We start from the raw sequence: 12,879 nt of genomic DNA on the forward strand, positions 1-12,879 counted from the left end.
ACCATGACTCAGAGCCATTTCTTCGCCCACCTTTCCCGTCTCAAACTCATCAACCGCTGGCCGCTGATGCGCAACGTGCGCACCGAGAACGTCTCTGAACACAGTTTGCAGGTCGCGATGGTTGCCCACGCGCTGGCCATCATTAAAAATAAGAAGTTTAACGGCAACCTTAATGCCGAGCGCATCGCCATGATGGCGCTGTATCACGACGCCAGTGAAGTGCTGACCGGAGACTTACCCACGCCGGTGAAGTACTACAACGCGCAGATCGCCCACGAATACAAAAAGATTGAGAAAATCGCGCAGCAGAAGTTGATTGAGATGCTGCCGGACGAGTTGCAGGATGTTTACCGTCCGCTGATTGATGAGCATCTGCACAGTGAGGAAGAAAAAGCCGTCGTGAAACAAGCCGATGCGATCTGTGCCTACGTAAAATGCCTGGAAGAGCTGTCGGCCGGGAATAATGAGTTTTTGTTAGCAAAAGCGCGGCTGGAAAAAACCCTGAATCAGCGTCGTTCGCCCGAAATGAGCTATTTCGTGGAGGTATTCATTCCCAGCTTTAGCCTGTCTCTGGACGAAATCTCGCAGGACACGCCGCTCTGACAATGGCGGCTTCACGCCGCCCTTTTACCTAGCCTTGATGGTGAAACGCAAACTTGCCCGTCGATCGTTTGGTGACCACCAGCGATTCCAGTGAAGTCAGGCGCAGCGCCACTTCGTCAATGCGTGGCGTATCATCAGGCGCATTCGCGGCGATCACGGCACAGCCCGCAGCTAACCCGGCGATCACGCCGGCCGGCGCATCTTCTACCACTACGCAGTCGGCTGGCGACAGCTTTAACCTTTCTGCACCCAGTAAGTAAGGATCGGGTTCTGGCTTGCCCTTCGCCACCTGTTCGGCCGTAATAAACACGGCAGGCTGAGGTAAACCTGCTGCTTTGTGACGCGCATGCGCCACCGGCACGGAGCCGGAGGTGACAATCGCCCAGGGGATTTGCAACGCATTCAGCTGCGTGAGCAACGCTTTTGCGCCTGGCAGCGCCCGCACGCCGTCCGTGTCTTCTGCTTCCGTTTTTTCCAGCGCCAGAAACTCGGCCTGGATTGCCGCTTCTGACTGGCCCGCCATAAAGTGGCGCAGTGAAGTAATCGCCTGCTTTCCGTGAATGAAGTCCAGAATCTCATCAGCCGCAATGCCATGACGTGCACCCCAGTTGCTCCAGGCGCGTTCAACCGCGGGTAGCGAATCCACTAAGGTGCCATCTAAATCAAATAAAAAACCACTGTACTCCACGCGTCACTCCTCATCAGGCGTTAATGATTTGCGCAATCTCGTTTACGCTTAAATGGTATTGGCGAGGACAAGTCTGCCACAAAGCCAGCATACGTTGATACTTTTCCCACATCGGCGTTTGCGCATTAAAGCCATGCGTTCCCGCATCAAAATGGGTATAGCGCCCTTCGATGTTCACCATAAACCGCACATAACCGAGATAGCGGGATTCTGTGGCGGCATCAAACCCCAGAAACGCCAGACGTCGTGGGTCGATATCGCCTTGGGTCTTGAGATTAGCCCAGGAGACCTGCAGCGCGTGGTGCATTTCCATCATGTCGATAAGCGTCCGGCAGGTCTCTTCGGGAAGCTTGCCAAACTCTTTGTCCAGCTCCCGCATTTGCAGGCCATAGCCACGCTCAATGATAGTCTGGTAGCGACGAAAACGTTCGGCGCTCTCCGGTTCCAGCATTGCCATGATTTTGTACTGGTTAGTCAGGATCAAACGTTGCGCGTGGGTCATTTCCATCATCTTGTCCTCCAGCCCGCGGGCTGTTCAGGTTTTATACGATGGAAAGATAATTACACAGGGAAAGCGATGCGGGCGTAGCCACATCGCTTTTCATTGATTTAACCGCAGGTTTGCGTGCAATAATTTCTGCGCGGTGCGGATTAAAGATCGTCCAGAAAGGTGCGGTCCAACTGTTTAAAGGCGCGCTTAAGCAGATCGGCCAGTGCCTGGTAAGTTGGTTTGCCTTCAACCGGTGCGATCGCCTGGCCTGCGGCTTCCAGCTTCGTGCGCACTTCATGGAACCAGCGCAGCAGCGTGGGCGGCAATGGGGTGACGGATCGCTTACCCAGCCACCATAATCCCTGCATAGGCAAACTACAGGCAAAGAGAGCCGTTGCTACTGCCGGGCCCAATTGCCCACCCATCGCGATCTGCCATGTGAGCGTAAAGACCGCCAGCGGCGGCATAAAGCGAATCGCAAAGCGCGTAGCCGTCGATACACGGTTCTCAGGAAAGACCGGTGCCAGGCGTTTATCGTTGGGCCAGGTCTTCATATAATGCTGTCCGCGTTGAAACATCCGGAACCAGCCTGTGTGAGATTCATTCGCCATGGCTCGCCTCAACTAATACTGTATTTTTTGAAAAATAATTATAACCACACAACTTTACGTAACATCCTTCAAATATTTTTGTCTTTAAAGGTGACTCCGGCTATTCTGACGCCGTTTTAACAGCGTCACTGCCGCAACTTCCCTTGTAACAGAGACGACAAGGCCCGTTTTAAGCGAAATTTCAAATTTATGCGTAAAGACTCAATTTTTTTTGCATAAAACGCACTATTTTGACCTGGGTATGACTTCTGTCATTAATCTGGCTGCGTCGATGGGCTACGCTGTAAGTCTGATTGCGTTATTTTTAGCCACTTTTAACAAATAGGTACTTCCATGTCGAGTAAGTTAGTACTGGTTCTGAATTGCGGCAGCTCTTCTCTCAAGTTTGCCATCCTTAATCCCACCAGCGGTGAAGAATTCCTCTCGGGTCTGGCTGAATGCTTCCACCTGCCCGAAGCACGGATCAAATGGAAACTTGATGGTCAGAAGCAGGAAGCACCTTTAGGTGCTGGCGCAGCCCACAGCGAAGCGCTGAATTTCATTGTTAAAACAATTCTGGCACAAAAACCAGAGCTTTCAGCACAAATCGCTGCAATAGGTCACCGTATTGTTCACGGCGGCGAAAAACTTACGCAGTCAGTGGTCATTTCTCAGTCTGTTGTGCAGGGTATCAAAGATGCATCATCTTTTGCACCACTGCATAACCCAGCAGGCCTGATTGGCATTGATGAAGCCATGAAAAACTTCCCGCACTTATCTGACAAGAATGTGGCGGTTTTTGACACCGCTTTCCATCAGACAATGCCGGAAGAGTCCTACCTTTATGCGCTGCCGTATGCCCTGTATAAAGAGCACGGCGTGCGCCGCTACGGTGCGCACGGTACCAGCCACTACTATGTTACCCACGAAGCGGCAAAAATGCTGAATAAGCCGCTAGAAACGCTGAACATCATTACCTGTCATCTCGGTAACGGCGGGTCTGTTTCTGCTATCCGTAACGGTGAGTGTGTGGATACGTCTATGGGCCTGACCCCGCTGGAAGGCCTGGTCATGGGCACCCGCAGCGGCGATATCGATCCGGCCATTATCTTCTTCCTGCACGACACGCTGGGCATGAGCGTCGATGCCATCAACAAGATGCTGACGAAAGAGTCGGGTCTGTTAGGGCTGACCGAAGTCACCAGCGACTGCCGATATGTTGAAGACAACTACGCCACCAAAGAAGATGCTAAACGCGCAATGGATGTCTTCTGCCACCGTCTGGCCAAATACATTGGCAGCTATACCGCGCTGATGGACGGTCGTCTCGACGGCGTGGTCTTCACCGGCGGTATCGGTGAAAATGCGGCGATGGTGCGTGAGCTGACCCTGGACAAGCTGGCGCTGCTGGGCTTTGACATTGACCACGAGCGCAACCTGGCGGCTCGCTTTGGCAAGTCAGGTTTTATCAACAAAGAAGGCACTCGCCCGGCAGTGGTGATCCCCACTAACGAAGAGTTAGTGATTGCCCGCGATGCCGCTCGCCTTACCGCCTGATCTCCTTTCGTCGTCAGCTCCGGCTGACGGCGTTGTTTTGACACCCAGTGAAATCTGAGAGGTTCAATCGTGTCACGTACAATTATGCTCATTCCGACCGGCACCAGCGTCGGTCTGACCAGCGTTAGCCTTGGCGTTATTCGCGCCATGGAACGTAAAGGCGTTCGACTGAGCGTTTTCAAACCCATTGCACAACCGCGTGCGGGCGGCAATGCACCTGACCAGACCACCAGCATTGTGCGCAAGAGTTCAGGCATCCCGGCCGCAGAGCCGCTGCCGATGTCCCGTGTGGAATCGCTGCTGGGCTCTAATCAGCAAGACGTGCTGATGGAAGAAATTATTGCCCGCTACCACGCCAATGCGCAGGATGCTGAAGTGGTTCTGGTTGAAGGCCTGGTGCCTACGCGTAAGCACCAGTTTGCCAGCGCGCTGAACTATGAAATCGCCAAAACGTTAAACGCTGAAATCGTCTTCGTGACCGCGCTGGGTAACGATTCTCCCGCACAGCTCAAAGAGCGTATTGAACTGACACAAAGCAGCTTTGGCGGTTCGAAGAATAAAAGCATCACCGGTGTGATCATCAACAAGCTGAACGCGCCCGTTGATGAGCAGGGCCGTACGCGCCCTGACCTGTCTGAAATTTTCGATGACTCATCGAAGGCCAGCATCGCGAATATCAATCCTGACCAGCTGTTTGCCAACAGTCCCTTGCCCATTTTGGGTTGTGTGCCGTGGAGCTTCGACCTGATTGCAACCCGCGCCATTGATATGTGCCGCCACCTGAACGCCCGGATTATTAACGAAGGTGAAATTCAGACCCGCCGTGTCAAATCAGTGACCTTCTGCGCACGCAGCATCCCGCACATGCTTGAGCATTTCCGCCCGGGCTCGCTGCTGGTCACCTCGGCTGACCGCCCTGACGTGCTGGTTGCCGCCTGTCTGGCCGCGATGAACGGTATTGAGATCGGTGCCATTCTTTTAACCGGTAACTATGAAATTGACGAGCGCATCGCCAAACTGTGCGATCGCGCCTTCCAGACTGGCCTGCCGGTCTTCATGGTCAAAACCAATACCTGGCAGACCTCGCTCAGCCTGCAAAGCTTTAACCTCGAAGTACCGGTTGATGACACGCAGCGCATTGAAAAAGTCCAGGAATACGTCGCAAGTTACATTAACGCGGACTGGATCGAGTCGCTGACCGCCACGTCTGAGCGCAGTCGCCGCCTGTCGCCGCCGGCTTTCCGCTATCAGTTAACCGAACTGGCTCGCAAGGCTGGCAAGCGCATTGTTCTGCCGGAAGGGGATGAACCCCGTACCGTTAAAGCCGCAGCAATCTGTGCCGACCGCGGCATTGCGACCTGTGTCCTGCTGGGCAATCCGGATGAAATCCAGCGCGTTGCGGCAGCCCAGGGCGTTGAGCTGGGTAAAGGCATTGAGATAGTCGATCCTGAAGTGGTGCGTCAGAACTATGTTCCGCGTCTGGTCGAGCTGCGCAAAAGCAAAGGCATGACCGAGGTGGTTGCGCAGGAACAGCTGGAAGATAACGTGGTGCTGGGCACCATGATGCTGGAAAGCGGGGAAGTTGACGGGTTGGTCTCGGGCGCGGTACATACCACGGCCAACACCATTCGTCCGCCGTTACAGCTGATCAAAACCGCGCCCAACAGCTCACTGGTGTCATCCGTGTTCTTTATGCTGCTGCCGGAGCAGGTGCTGGTCTACGGCGACTGCGCGATCAACCCCGATCCAACGGCTGAACAGCTGGCAGAAATTGCCATTCAGTCTGCCGATTCAGCGAAAGCCTTCGGCATCGATCCACGCGTCGCCATGATTTCCTACTCAACCGGTAATTCAGGTGCCGGTAGCGACGTGGAGAAAGTGCGTGAAGCCACGCGCCTTGCGCAGGAAAAACGCCCGGATCTGGTGATTGATGGGCCGTTGCAGTACGACGCGGCGATTATGGAAGACGTGGCAAAATCCAAGGCGCCCAACTCGCAGGTTGCCGGACGCGCAACGGTCTTTATTTTCCCGGATCTCAACACCGGTAACACCACCTACAAAGCGGTGCAGCGTTCCGCTGACCTGATTTCAATCGGGCCAATGCTGCAGGGCATGCGTAAGCCGGTCAACGACCTCTCACGCGGCGCACTGGTAGACGATATCGTCTACACCATCGCCCTGACGGCGATTCAGTCGCAGCAGGCTGAAGGTTAATCCCTTCCCGTTGAACAAGAGCATGCAGACTGCATGCTCTTTTTTTTATGCCTATTGCAGCGTAACGTCGAGCGCGCGCAGGTGCTGAGGTTGCCAGGACAACGTCACTTCACTGCCCGCCGTCCAGCCGGGTGAGACCTCCGATGAGGCCATTTTCACCATAAAGTTTCCCTGACCAGCAACTTCCGTCAGCATTCTCACGTGGTCACCCAGATAGATAAACTGCTGGATTCGGGCCTGGACCGACTGATCGCCCGGTTTGGCTGCATTTACGTTGATGCGTTCAGGCCGGATACTGAGCTGTATTTTCTTGCCCGGAGAACTGGGCCGCACCTTCAGCGCATCCAGCTGGATACCGTTATCCAGCGTCACCTGATAGTAATCACCCTGCTGCCCTGACTGGGTTGCCAGCAGGCTGTTATTCTCGCCAATAAACTGCGCCACGAAGGCGTTGTCGGGCTGTTCATAAAGCTTATTCGGGCTGTCCATTTGCTGAATCATGCCGTCGTTAAAGACCGCCACCCGGTCAGACATGGTCATGGCTTCGCTCTGATCGTGAGTCACGTAAACAATGGTCAGCCCGAGCATGTTATGCAGCTGCTTAATTTCCATCTGCATGTGTTCACGCAGCTGTTTATCCAGCGCCCCCAGCGGCTCGTCCATCAGGATCAGTTTAGGTTCAAATACCAGCGCACGCGCCAGGGCCACCCGCTGCTGCTGGCCGCCAGACATCTGTGCGGGATAACGGTCTGCCAGCGAAGTGAGTTTAATCATATCCAGCACCCGTTTAACTCGCTGGGCAATATCGGCCTTGCTCAAACGGCGAATCGACAAAGGAAACGCCAGGTTTTCGGCCACCGTCATGTGGGGAAAAAGCGCGTAGTTCTGGAATACCATACCGATATCACGCTGATGCGGCGGCAACGTGTGCAAAGGTTTATCACGCAGCAGTATCTCGCCATCGGTGGGCGTTTCAAATCCTGCCAGCATCATGAGGCTGGTCGTTTTCCCGGAGCCTGACGGCCCTAACAGGGTCAAAAACTCGCCTTCTGCCACATCCAGATTGAGGTTGCGCACCACCAGCTTGTCGCCGTCGTAGCTCTTTTTGATATTCCGAAAACTGACAAAATTTCTCATGGCGTAATCTCGTAAACAGGATGAAAAAGGGTTTCGGCACGATTCATGCATCATCCTTTTGACGTGCGAATCCTGTCGGGCCTTTTTTTAGCACTACCACAACGCATTTGATTTGCACAAGCAGAATTTGACAATCTAAAAAGAAATGGCTTACAAATTTACTTTGCAGGCCATTGTATTTTATTGTCTTTTTAAATTTAACATTAAATTAACGTGACAGTTATCACAGAATCAGGCAATACCAGGGATGCGCACTGATGGTGCATCACGGCGAGACAGACGCCACCTGCAGGTGATGTTGCAACCGGGTCAGGATAGGCGCGAACGCGGCGGGAATGGCGGCTTCGTCAACACAGGCATAACCCAGCAGCAATCCGCGCTGCGGCGTACCCCGAAGATAATAGGACGACAGGGGACGTGTTAATACACCGCACTGTTCCAGCTCTGCGCTAAAGGCCACATCGTCAATGCTGTCCGGCAGCCTGAGAACCAGATGCAACCCCGCATTGCTGTGATGCACTATCCAGTCGGCACCCAGTGATGTGCTAATCACCTCCACCAGCGCAGCACGACGGCGGCTGTAAATCTGCCGCATGCGTCGTACGTGGGCCGCATAGTGCCCTTCCCGAATAAACTCCGCCAGCGTGAGTTGTACTAACCCGTAGCCGCCGCGATACAGCTCGGAGTGCGCCATTTTCATCCGTGCCGCCAGGGATTTAGGCACCACCATGTAGCTGAGCCGGATGCCGGGATACAAGGTTTTACTGAAGGTGCCCAGATAAATCACTGGGGCATCCGCCGCCAGGCCCTGTAGCGCAGGAATGGGACTTCCGGTAAAGCGGAACTCGCCATCGTAGTCATCTTCCACCACCCAACTGCCGCTGCTTTTTGCGCGCTCCAGTAATTCATGGCGCCGCTGCAGGCTCATGACCGCCCCGAGAGGATACTGGTGAGAAGGCGTCACACAGATCAGGCGAGGCACCGGGCTGTCTGGCTGCTCGGGCGGCAAAACCAGCCCCTGATCGTCAACCTGCGTGGGGATCAGCGTGACGCCGTTCACCGCCAGCACATTGCGGATCCCCCAGTATCCCGGCTCTTCGACGATAGCCCTGTCTCCCGGATCGCAAAGCATTTTCGCCAGCAGATCCAGCGACTGATGGGTTCCGGCGGTGATCAGTACCTGTTCGGGGGTGCAATTCACCGAACGGATCACCCGCAGGTAATCCGCCAGCGCCTGTTGTAACTCAACACAGCCGCCGTGGCTGGCATAGCTCAGGTTCTCAACCGGCAGCCGTCGGCTCAGGCGGAGCTGAATTTTGCGCCAGATGTCGTGCGGCATATGGCTGACGTCCGGCACACCGGGCATAAATGCCCCCCACTGATGGCTCCCGGCACCGCTGCTCGCCAGCAGGCGTGAACCCCGTCGCGACAGTCTGACGGGTTTCATCGGCGGCGTGACGGGCCTGTTCAGCGGCTCACCCGGCACCTGTTCCGGCAGCACGGTACTGACGAAGGTGCCGCTTCCGGTGCGGGTTTGTACATAGCCCTCAGACTGAAGCTGTTCATAGACTGCCAGCACGGTATTACGTGAGACAGAAAGTTCGCGAGCAAGGTCGCGGCTGGCGGGCAGTCGCGTCGCGGTGGCAATGGATCCGTCCTGAATCGCTGCCTGCAAGACATCATACAATCGCTTATTCAGCGTACCGCCGGAAAGCGAGGCCAGACGTTGTGCAAGCAGGTCACCGAGTAAGCTTCGCAAAATTGGTACCTCAAAATAAAAAAAACTGGCTCTGGATTATAAAACCCTGAAAACGCTAAAAAGCAAGGAGGCAGATTCCACTGTAACAATATGGCAACAAACACCATGAGGTCGCGTTATGAGTAACAGTGAAGTGCAGGTCCGTCGTCTCAATGCTACGCCGCGCGGCGTGGGCGTGATGTGCGATTTCTATGCGGTGAAAGCAGAAAACGCTACGTTATGGGATCACCAGGGCCGTGAAATTATCGATTTCAGCGCAGGCATTGCCGTGCTGAATACCGGACATCGCCATCCCAAAGTGATCGCCGCCATCAAAGAACAGCTCGATCATTTTACCCACACCGCGTTTCAGGTTGTGCCTTACGAAAATTATATTGCCCTGGCGGAAAAACTGAATGCGCTGGTGCCGGTAAGCGGCCCCGCCAAGACCACTTTTTTCTCCACCGGCGCAGAAGCCGTTGAGAACGCGGTCAAAATTGCCCGCGCGGCAACCGGCCGTCCCGGCGTCATCGCCTTTACGGGGGCCTTTCACGGCCGCACCAACATGACGATGTCGCTGACGGGCAAAGTGGTCCCCTACAAAACCGGTTTCGGCCCCTTTGCCAGCTCAGTATTTCACGCCCGCTACCCGAATGCACTGCATGGCTGTAGCGTCGATGACGCGCTGGAGAGTTTACAAACCATTTTCCGCTGCGATATCAGCCCGCAACAGGTTGCGGCCATTATCTATGAACCCATTCAAGGTGAAGGCGGCTTCAATGTCGCGCCGCCAGCGTTTGTGACCGCCCTGCGCACGCTGTGCGATCAACATGGCATTCTGCTGATCGCCGATGAAATCCAAAGTGGTTTTGCCCGCACCGGCAAGCTGTTTGCCAGTGAATACTATCCTGACGTGCAGCCAGACCTGATCACCATGGCAAAAAGCCTGGCGGGCGGTATGCCGCTATCGGCGGTTTCAGGACGGGCTGACGTAATGGATGCGCCCCTGCCCGGCGGCCTGGGTGGCACCTATGCAGGAAGCCCACCGGCCATTGCCGCTGCGCTGGCCGTGCTGGAGGTCATTCGCGATGAAAACCTGTGCGAGCGCGCCCTGCTGTTAGGCGGGCAACTGACGGAAACGCTGCAGGGCGCAGGCTGTAGTGCGCTGGCAGAGGTGCGCGGTCGCGGTTCTATGATCGCGGCTGAATTCACCAACAGCGAAGGCCAACCCAGCGCAGACATCGCCAAAGCTATTCAGCAAGAGGCGCTGGACGAAGGGTTGCTGCTGCTCACCTGCGGCGTACACGGCAACGTTATTCGTTTCCTCTACCCTCTCACCATTCCGGACGCGCAGTTCCGCACAGCACTGAATCTGCTGAACCGTATCCTGGGCAAGTATTAGGTTTCGCGGGCTGACGCGCCGCACGTTCCGCTGCGGGTCAGCCCCTGGCATCATGATTGCAAGGCAAACACCGGGCAGAGGAATCTGCCTGAACATAATAATTCAGGAGTTCGGGGATGATGAAAAACATAGCGGCACTGGTTCTGGCAGCGGTGGCCATCCAGGCACAGGCCGAAAATCTTACGGTGGTGTCCTTTGGGGGCACCAACAAGGACGCACAGGATAAAGCGTTTTATAAGCCTTTCATGGCCTCGGGGAAGGACAGCATTGAAGCCGGTGAATATAACGGCGAAATGGCACGCATCCGCGCAATGGTTGAAACCAAACAGGTCGGCTGGGATGTTGTAGAACTGGAAACCCCGGAACTGGAGCGGGGCTGTGAAGAAGGGCTGTTTGAAACCCTGGACTGGAGCAAGTTAGGCAACAAAGCCGACTTTGCCAAGGGGAGCGTGAGCGAATGTGGTGCGGGCTTCTTCGTCTGGTCTACCGTACTGACCTACGATGGCAACAAGCTCAAAACCGCCCCCACCAGTTGGGCAGATTTTTGGGATGTGAAAAAATTCCCCGGCAAACGCGCCCTGCGTAAGAGCGCGAAATACACGCTGGAAATCGCGCTGATGGCGGACGGCGTGAAGCGCGAAGACGTTTACAAGGTGCTGGCAACCCCGGCGGGCGTCGATCGTGCCTTCAGGAAACTGGATGAGCTAAAGCCGAATATTCAGTGGTGGGAATCGGGCGCGCAGCCCCTGCAGTGGCTGGTTTCAGGCGACGTGACGCTGGCATCGGCCTATAACGGCCGCATCGGCACCGCTCAGGCAGAAGGTCATAATTTCAAAATCGTCTGGGACGGTAACCTGTACGACTTCGATAACTGGGCGATTGTGAAAGGCTCAAAGCACAAAGCGCTGGCAGAGAAATTTATCGCCTTCTCGCTGCAGCCCGAGAACCAAAAAGTGTATGCCGAAAATATTCCTTATGGCCCCGCCAATATCAAGGCAGGCAAACTGCTGACGGCCGATCGTCTGGCTCAGTTGCCAACGGCGCCGGAAAACATGGCCAAAGCCGTTCAGGTTAACGCCACATTCTGGCTGGAACATGGCGAAGAGCTGGAACAGCGTTTTAACGCCTGGGCCGCGAAATAACCCGCTGCCGGACCCGCTCCGGCAGCCCCCTTTCAGGAGATCGGCATGAGTCAAAACCCCGTGATGAATTCAGCGCCCGTCAGACGTACGGAAGGCGCGTTCAGTCTGCGCCAGCAATTTAACCGGGCAGGTTGGTTAAAAACACAACGCTCCCTGTTTTTAGTTGCCCCGTTACTGATTTTCGTCGTGGTGTGCTTTTTGTTCCCCATCGGCTCTATCCTCAGTATGAGCGTCAATAACCCTGAGCTTCACGACGCACTTCCGCAAACCAGCCAGGTCCTGGCTAAATGGAACGGCAAGGCGCTGCCGGATGAAAGCCTGTTTGCCACGCTGGCGAAGGAAGTCAGCGCGGCGCGCGAGCAGGGCCAGATCTCTGGCATTGCGAAGCGATTGAGTTATGAAGACAATGCGTTTCGTCGCCTGATCCTGGCCGTGCCCCGCCAGGCCCCCGAGGATGGGGTTAACGTCAAAGCCACCCTCATTGATAAGCAGCCCCTGTGGGGCGAGCTGTCTACCTGGCAAACCCTCAAGCGCGTAGCCAAACCCTATACCAGCTATTACCTGCTGTCAGTGTTTGACCACAAGGTTGATGCAAAGACCAGCGACATCGTCGCGCAGTCCCCCGATCAGGCGCTTTATGTGAACGTTCTGCTACGTACGCTGTGGATGGCGACCGTGGTCACCTTGCTGTGCGTGGGCCTGGGCTATCCGCTGGCCTACTGGCTGGCAAAGCAGCCGTCCAACCGCGCCAACCTGCTAATGATTATGGTGCTGTTGCCCTTCTGGACCTCATTGATCGTGCGTACCGCCAGCTGGATTGTCCTGCTGCAGTCAGGAGGATTAATTAACCGGACGCTGATGGCGACAGGGCTCATCGACAGTCCGCTCACGCTGGTGTTCAACCGGGTCGGCGTGTACATCTCTATGACGCATATCCTGCTGCCCTTCATCGTGCTGCCCTTGTATGCCGTCATGAAAGGGATTTCTCCCAGCTATGTCCGGGCGGCCGTGTCGCTGGGTGCGCATCCCTTTGTGGCCTTCTGGCGCGTCTATGTCCCGCAGACCTATGCCGGGATTACCGCAGGCGCGCTGCTGGTGTTCATGATGGCGATTGGCTATTACGTTACGCCAGCGCTGTTGGGCGGGCCGGACGATCAAATGGTCAGCTACTTTGTCGCCTTTTTTACCAACAGCACCATGAACTGGGGCATGGCCGCCGCCCTGGGGAGCCAGTTGCTGATTATCGTGACGTTGCTGTATGTGGTGTATTCACGTGTCACCCGGACGTCATCCGAGGCGGCAGTACGTTAAGGAGCAA

At 55.5% G+C, this 12,879-nt stretch carries 11 protein-coding genes; 6 read left to right on the plus strand and 5 right to left on the minus strand.

Going from position 1 to position 12,879, the window contains the following annotated elements; genetic code table 11:
- The first annotated feature begins 3 nt into the window (after nt 1-3).
- Complete coding sequence (gene yfbR / locus DFO57_RS14180; protein WP_013026517.1) at nt 4-603, plus strand: 5'-deoxynucleotidase; 600 nt, start codon at nt 4-6, stop codon at nt 601-603.
- A gap of 28 nt (nt 604-631) precedes the next feature.
- Here the strand turns inward: yfbR and DFO57_RS14185 are convergent, their stop codons facing one another.
- From DFO57_RS14185 to yfbV, 3 genes are all read right to left on the minus strand, one after another.
- The gene (locus tag DFO57_RS14185) at nt 632-1,291 is read right to left on the minus strand and encodes a sugar phosphatase (protein ID WP_013026518.1); all 660 of its coding nucleotides are present in this window, start codon (nt 1,289-1,291) and stop codon (nt 632-634) included.
- 13 nt (nt 1,292-1,304) lie between these two features.
- Nucleotides 1,305-1,799 carry a YfbU family protein gene (locus DFO57_RS14190; RefSeq protein ID WP_110015460.1) on the minus strand — a complete coding sequence of 165 codons (495 nt, stop codon included), beginning with the start codon at nt 1,797-1,799 and terminating at the stop codon, nt 1,305-1,307.
- Between the two features lie 143 nt (nt 1,800-1,942).
- Complete coding sequence (gene yfbV / locus DFO57_RS14195) at nt 1,943-2,392, minus strand: terminus macrodomain insulation protein YfbV (protein ID WP_014605378.1); 450 nt, start codon at nt 2,390-2,392, stop codon at nt 1,943-1,945.
- Nucleotides 2,393-2,725: 333 nt separating this feature from the next.
- On the opposite strand from yfbV, the gene ackA reads away from it, so the two are divergent.
- Nucleotides 2,726-3,928: an acetate kinase gene (gene ackA / locus DFO57_RS14200; RefSeq protein ID WP_014594170.1), complete on the plus strand. Its 1,203-nt coding sequence runs from the start codon at nt 2,726-2,728 to the stop codon at nt 3,926-3,928.
- Nucleotides 3,929-4,012: 84 nt separating this feature from the next.
- Nucleotides 4,013-6,142: a phosphate acetyltransferase gene (pta, locus tag DFO57_RS14205; protein WP_014594171.1), complete on the plus strand. Its 2,130-nt coding sequence runs from the start codon at nt 4,013-4,015 to the stop codon at nt 6,140-6,142.
- A 51-nt stretch (nt 6,143-6,193) separates the two neighbouring features.
- Here the strand turns inward: pta and DFO57_RS14210 are convergent, their stop codons facing one another.
- Nucleotides 6,194-7,279: an ABC transporter ATP-binding protein gene (locus tag DFO57_RS14210; protein WP_014605376.1), complete on the minus strand. Its 1,086-nt coding sequence runs from the start codon at nt 7,277-7,279 to the stop codon at nt 6,194-6,196.
- A 265-nt stretch (nt 7,280-7,544) separates the two neighbouring features.
- Nucleotides 7,545-9,038 (minus strand): PLP-dependent aminotransferase family protein, encoded by a 1,494-nt coding sequence (locus tag DFO57_RS14215; protein WP_028715406.1) that lies wholly within the window; start codon nt 9,036-9,038, stop codon nt 7,545-7,547.
- A 118-nt stretch (nt 9,039-9,156) separates the two neighbouring features.
- Between DFO57_RS14215 and DFO57_RS14220 the strand changes: the two genes are divergently transcribed.
- From DFO57_RS14220 to DFO57_RS14230, 3 genes are all read left to right on the plus strand, one after another.
- The gene (locus tag DFO57_RS14220) at nt 9,157-10,419 is read left to right on the plus strand and encodes a 4-aminobutyrate--2-oxoglutarate transaminase (RefSeq protein ID WP_013026526.1); all 1,263 of its coding nucleotides are present in this window, start codon (nt 9,157-9,159) and stop codon (nt 10,417-10,419) included.
- 116 nt (nt 10,420-10,535) lie between these two features.
- Nucleotides 10,536-11,561 carry an ABC transporter substrate-binding protein gene (locus DFO57_RS14225; RefSeq protein ID WP_013026527.1) on the plus strand — a complete coding sequence of 342 codons (1,026 nt, stop codon included), beginning with the start codon at nt 10,536-10,538 and terminating at the stop codon, nt 11,559-11,561.
- A 45-nt stretch (nt 11,562-11,606) separates the two neighbouring features.
- Nucleotides 11,607-12,872: an ABC transporter permease gene (locus DFO57_RS14230; RefSeq protein ID WP_110015442.1), complete on the plus strand. Its 1,266-nt coding sequence runs from the start codon at nt 11,607-11,609 to the stop codon at nt 12,870-12,872.
- Nucleotides 12,873-12,879: the final 7 nt, after the last annotated feature.

The organism is Pantoea sp. AG702 (assembly GCF_003182295.1).
Taxonomy (GTDB): Bacteria; Pseudomonadota; Gammaproteobacteria; order Enterobacterales; family Enterobacteriaceae; genus Pantoea; species Pantoea ananatis.

Coding starts and splice junctions, on each gene's coding strand:
- yfbR (WP_013026517.1), top strand. CDS start 4: ATGACTCAGAGCCATTTCTTCGCCCACCTTTCCCGTCTCAAACTCATC.
- DFO57_RS14190 (WP_110015460.1), bottom strand. CDS start 1,799: ATGGAAATGACCCACGCGCAACGTTTGATCCTGACTAACCAGTACAAA.
- yfbV (WP_014605378.1), bottom strand. CDS start 2,392: ATGGCGAATGAATCTCACACAGGCTGGTTCCGGATGTTTCAACGCGGA.
- ackA (WP_014594170.1), top strand. CDS start 2,726: ATGTCGAGTAAGTTAGTACTGGTTCTGAATTGCGGCAGCTCTTCTCTC.
- pta (WP_014594171.1), top strand. CDS start 4,013: ATGCTCATTCCGACCGGCACCAGCGTCGGTCTGACCAGCGTTAGCCTT.
- DFO57_RS14210 (WP_014605376.1), bottom strand. CDS start 7,279: ATGAGAAATTTTGTCAGTTTTCGGAATATCAAAAAGAGCTACGACGGC.
- DFO57_RS14220 (WP_013026526.1), top strand. CDS start 9,157: ATGAGTAACAGTGAAGTGCAGGTCCGTCGTCTCAATGCTACGCCGCGC.
- DFO57_RS14225 (WP_013026527.1), top strand. CDS start 10,536: ATGATGAAAAACATAGCGGCACTGGTTCTGGCAGCGGTGGCCATCCAG.
- DFO57_RS14230 (WP_110015442.1), top strand. CDS start 11,607: ATGAGTCAAAACCCCGTGATGAATTCAGCGCCCGTCAGACGTACGGAA.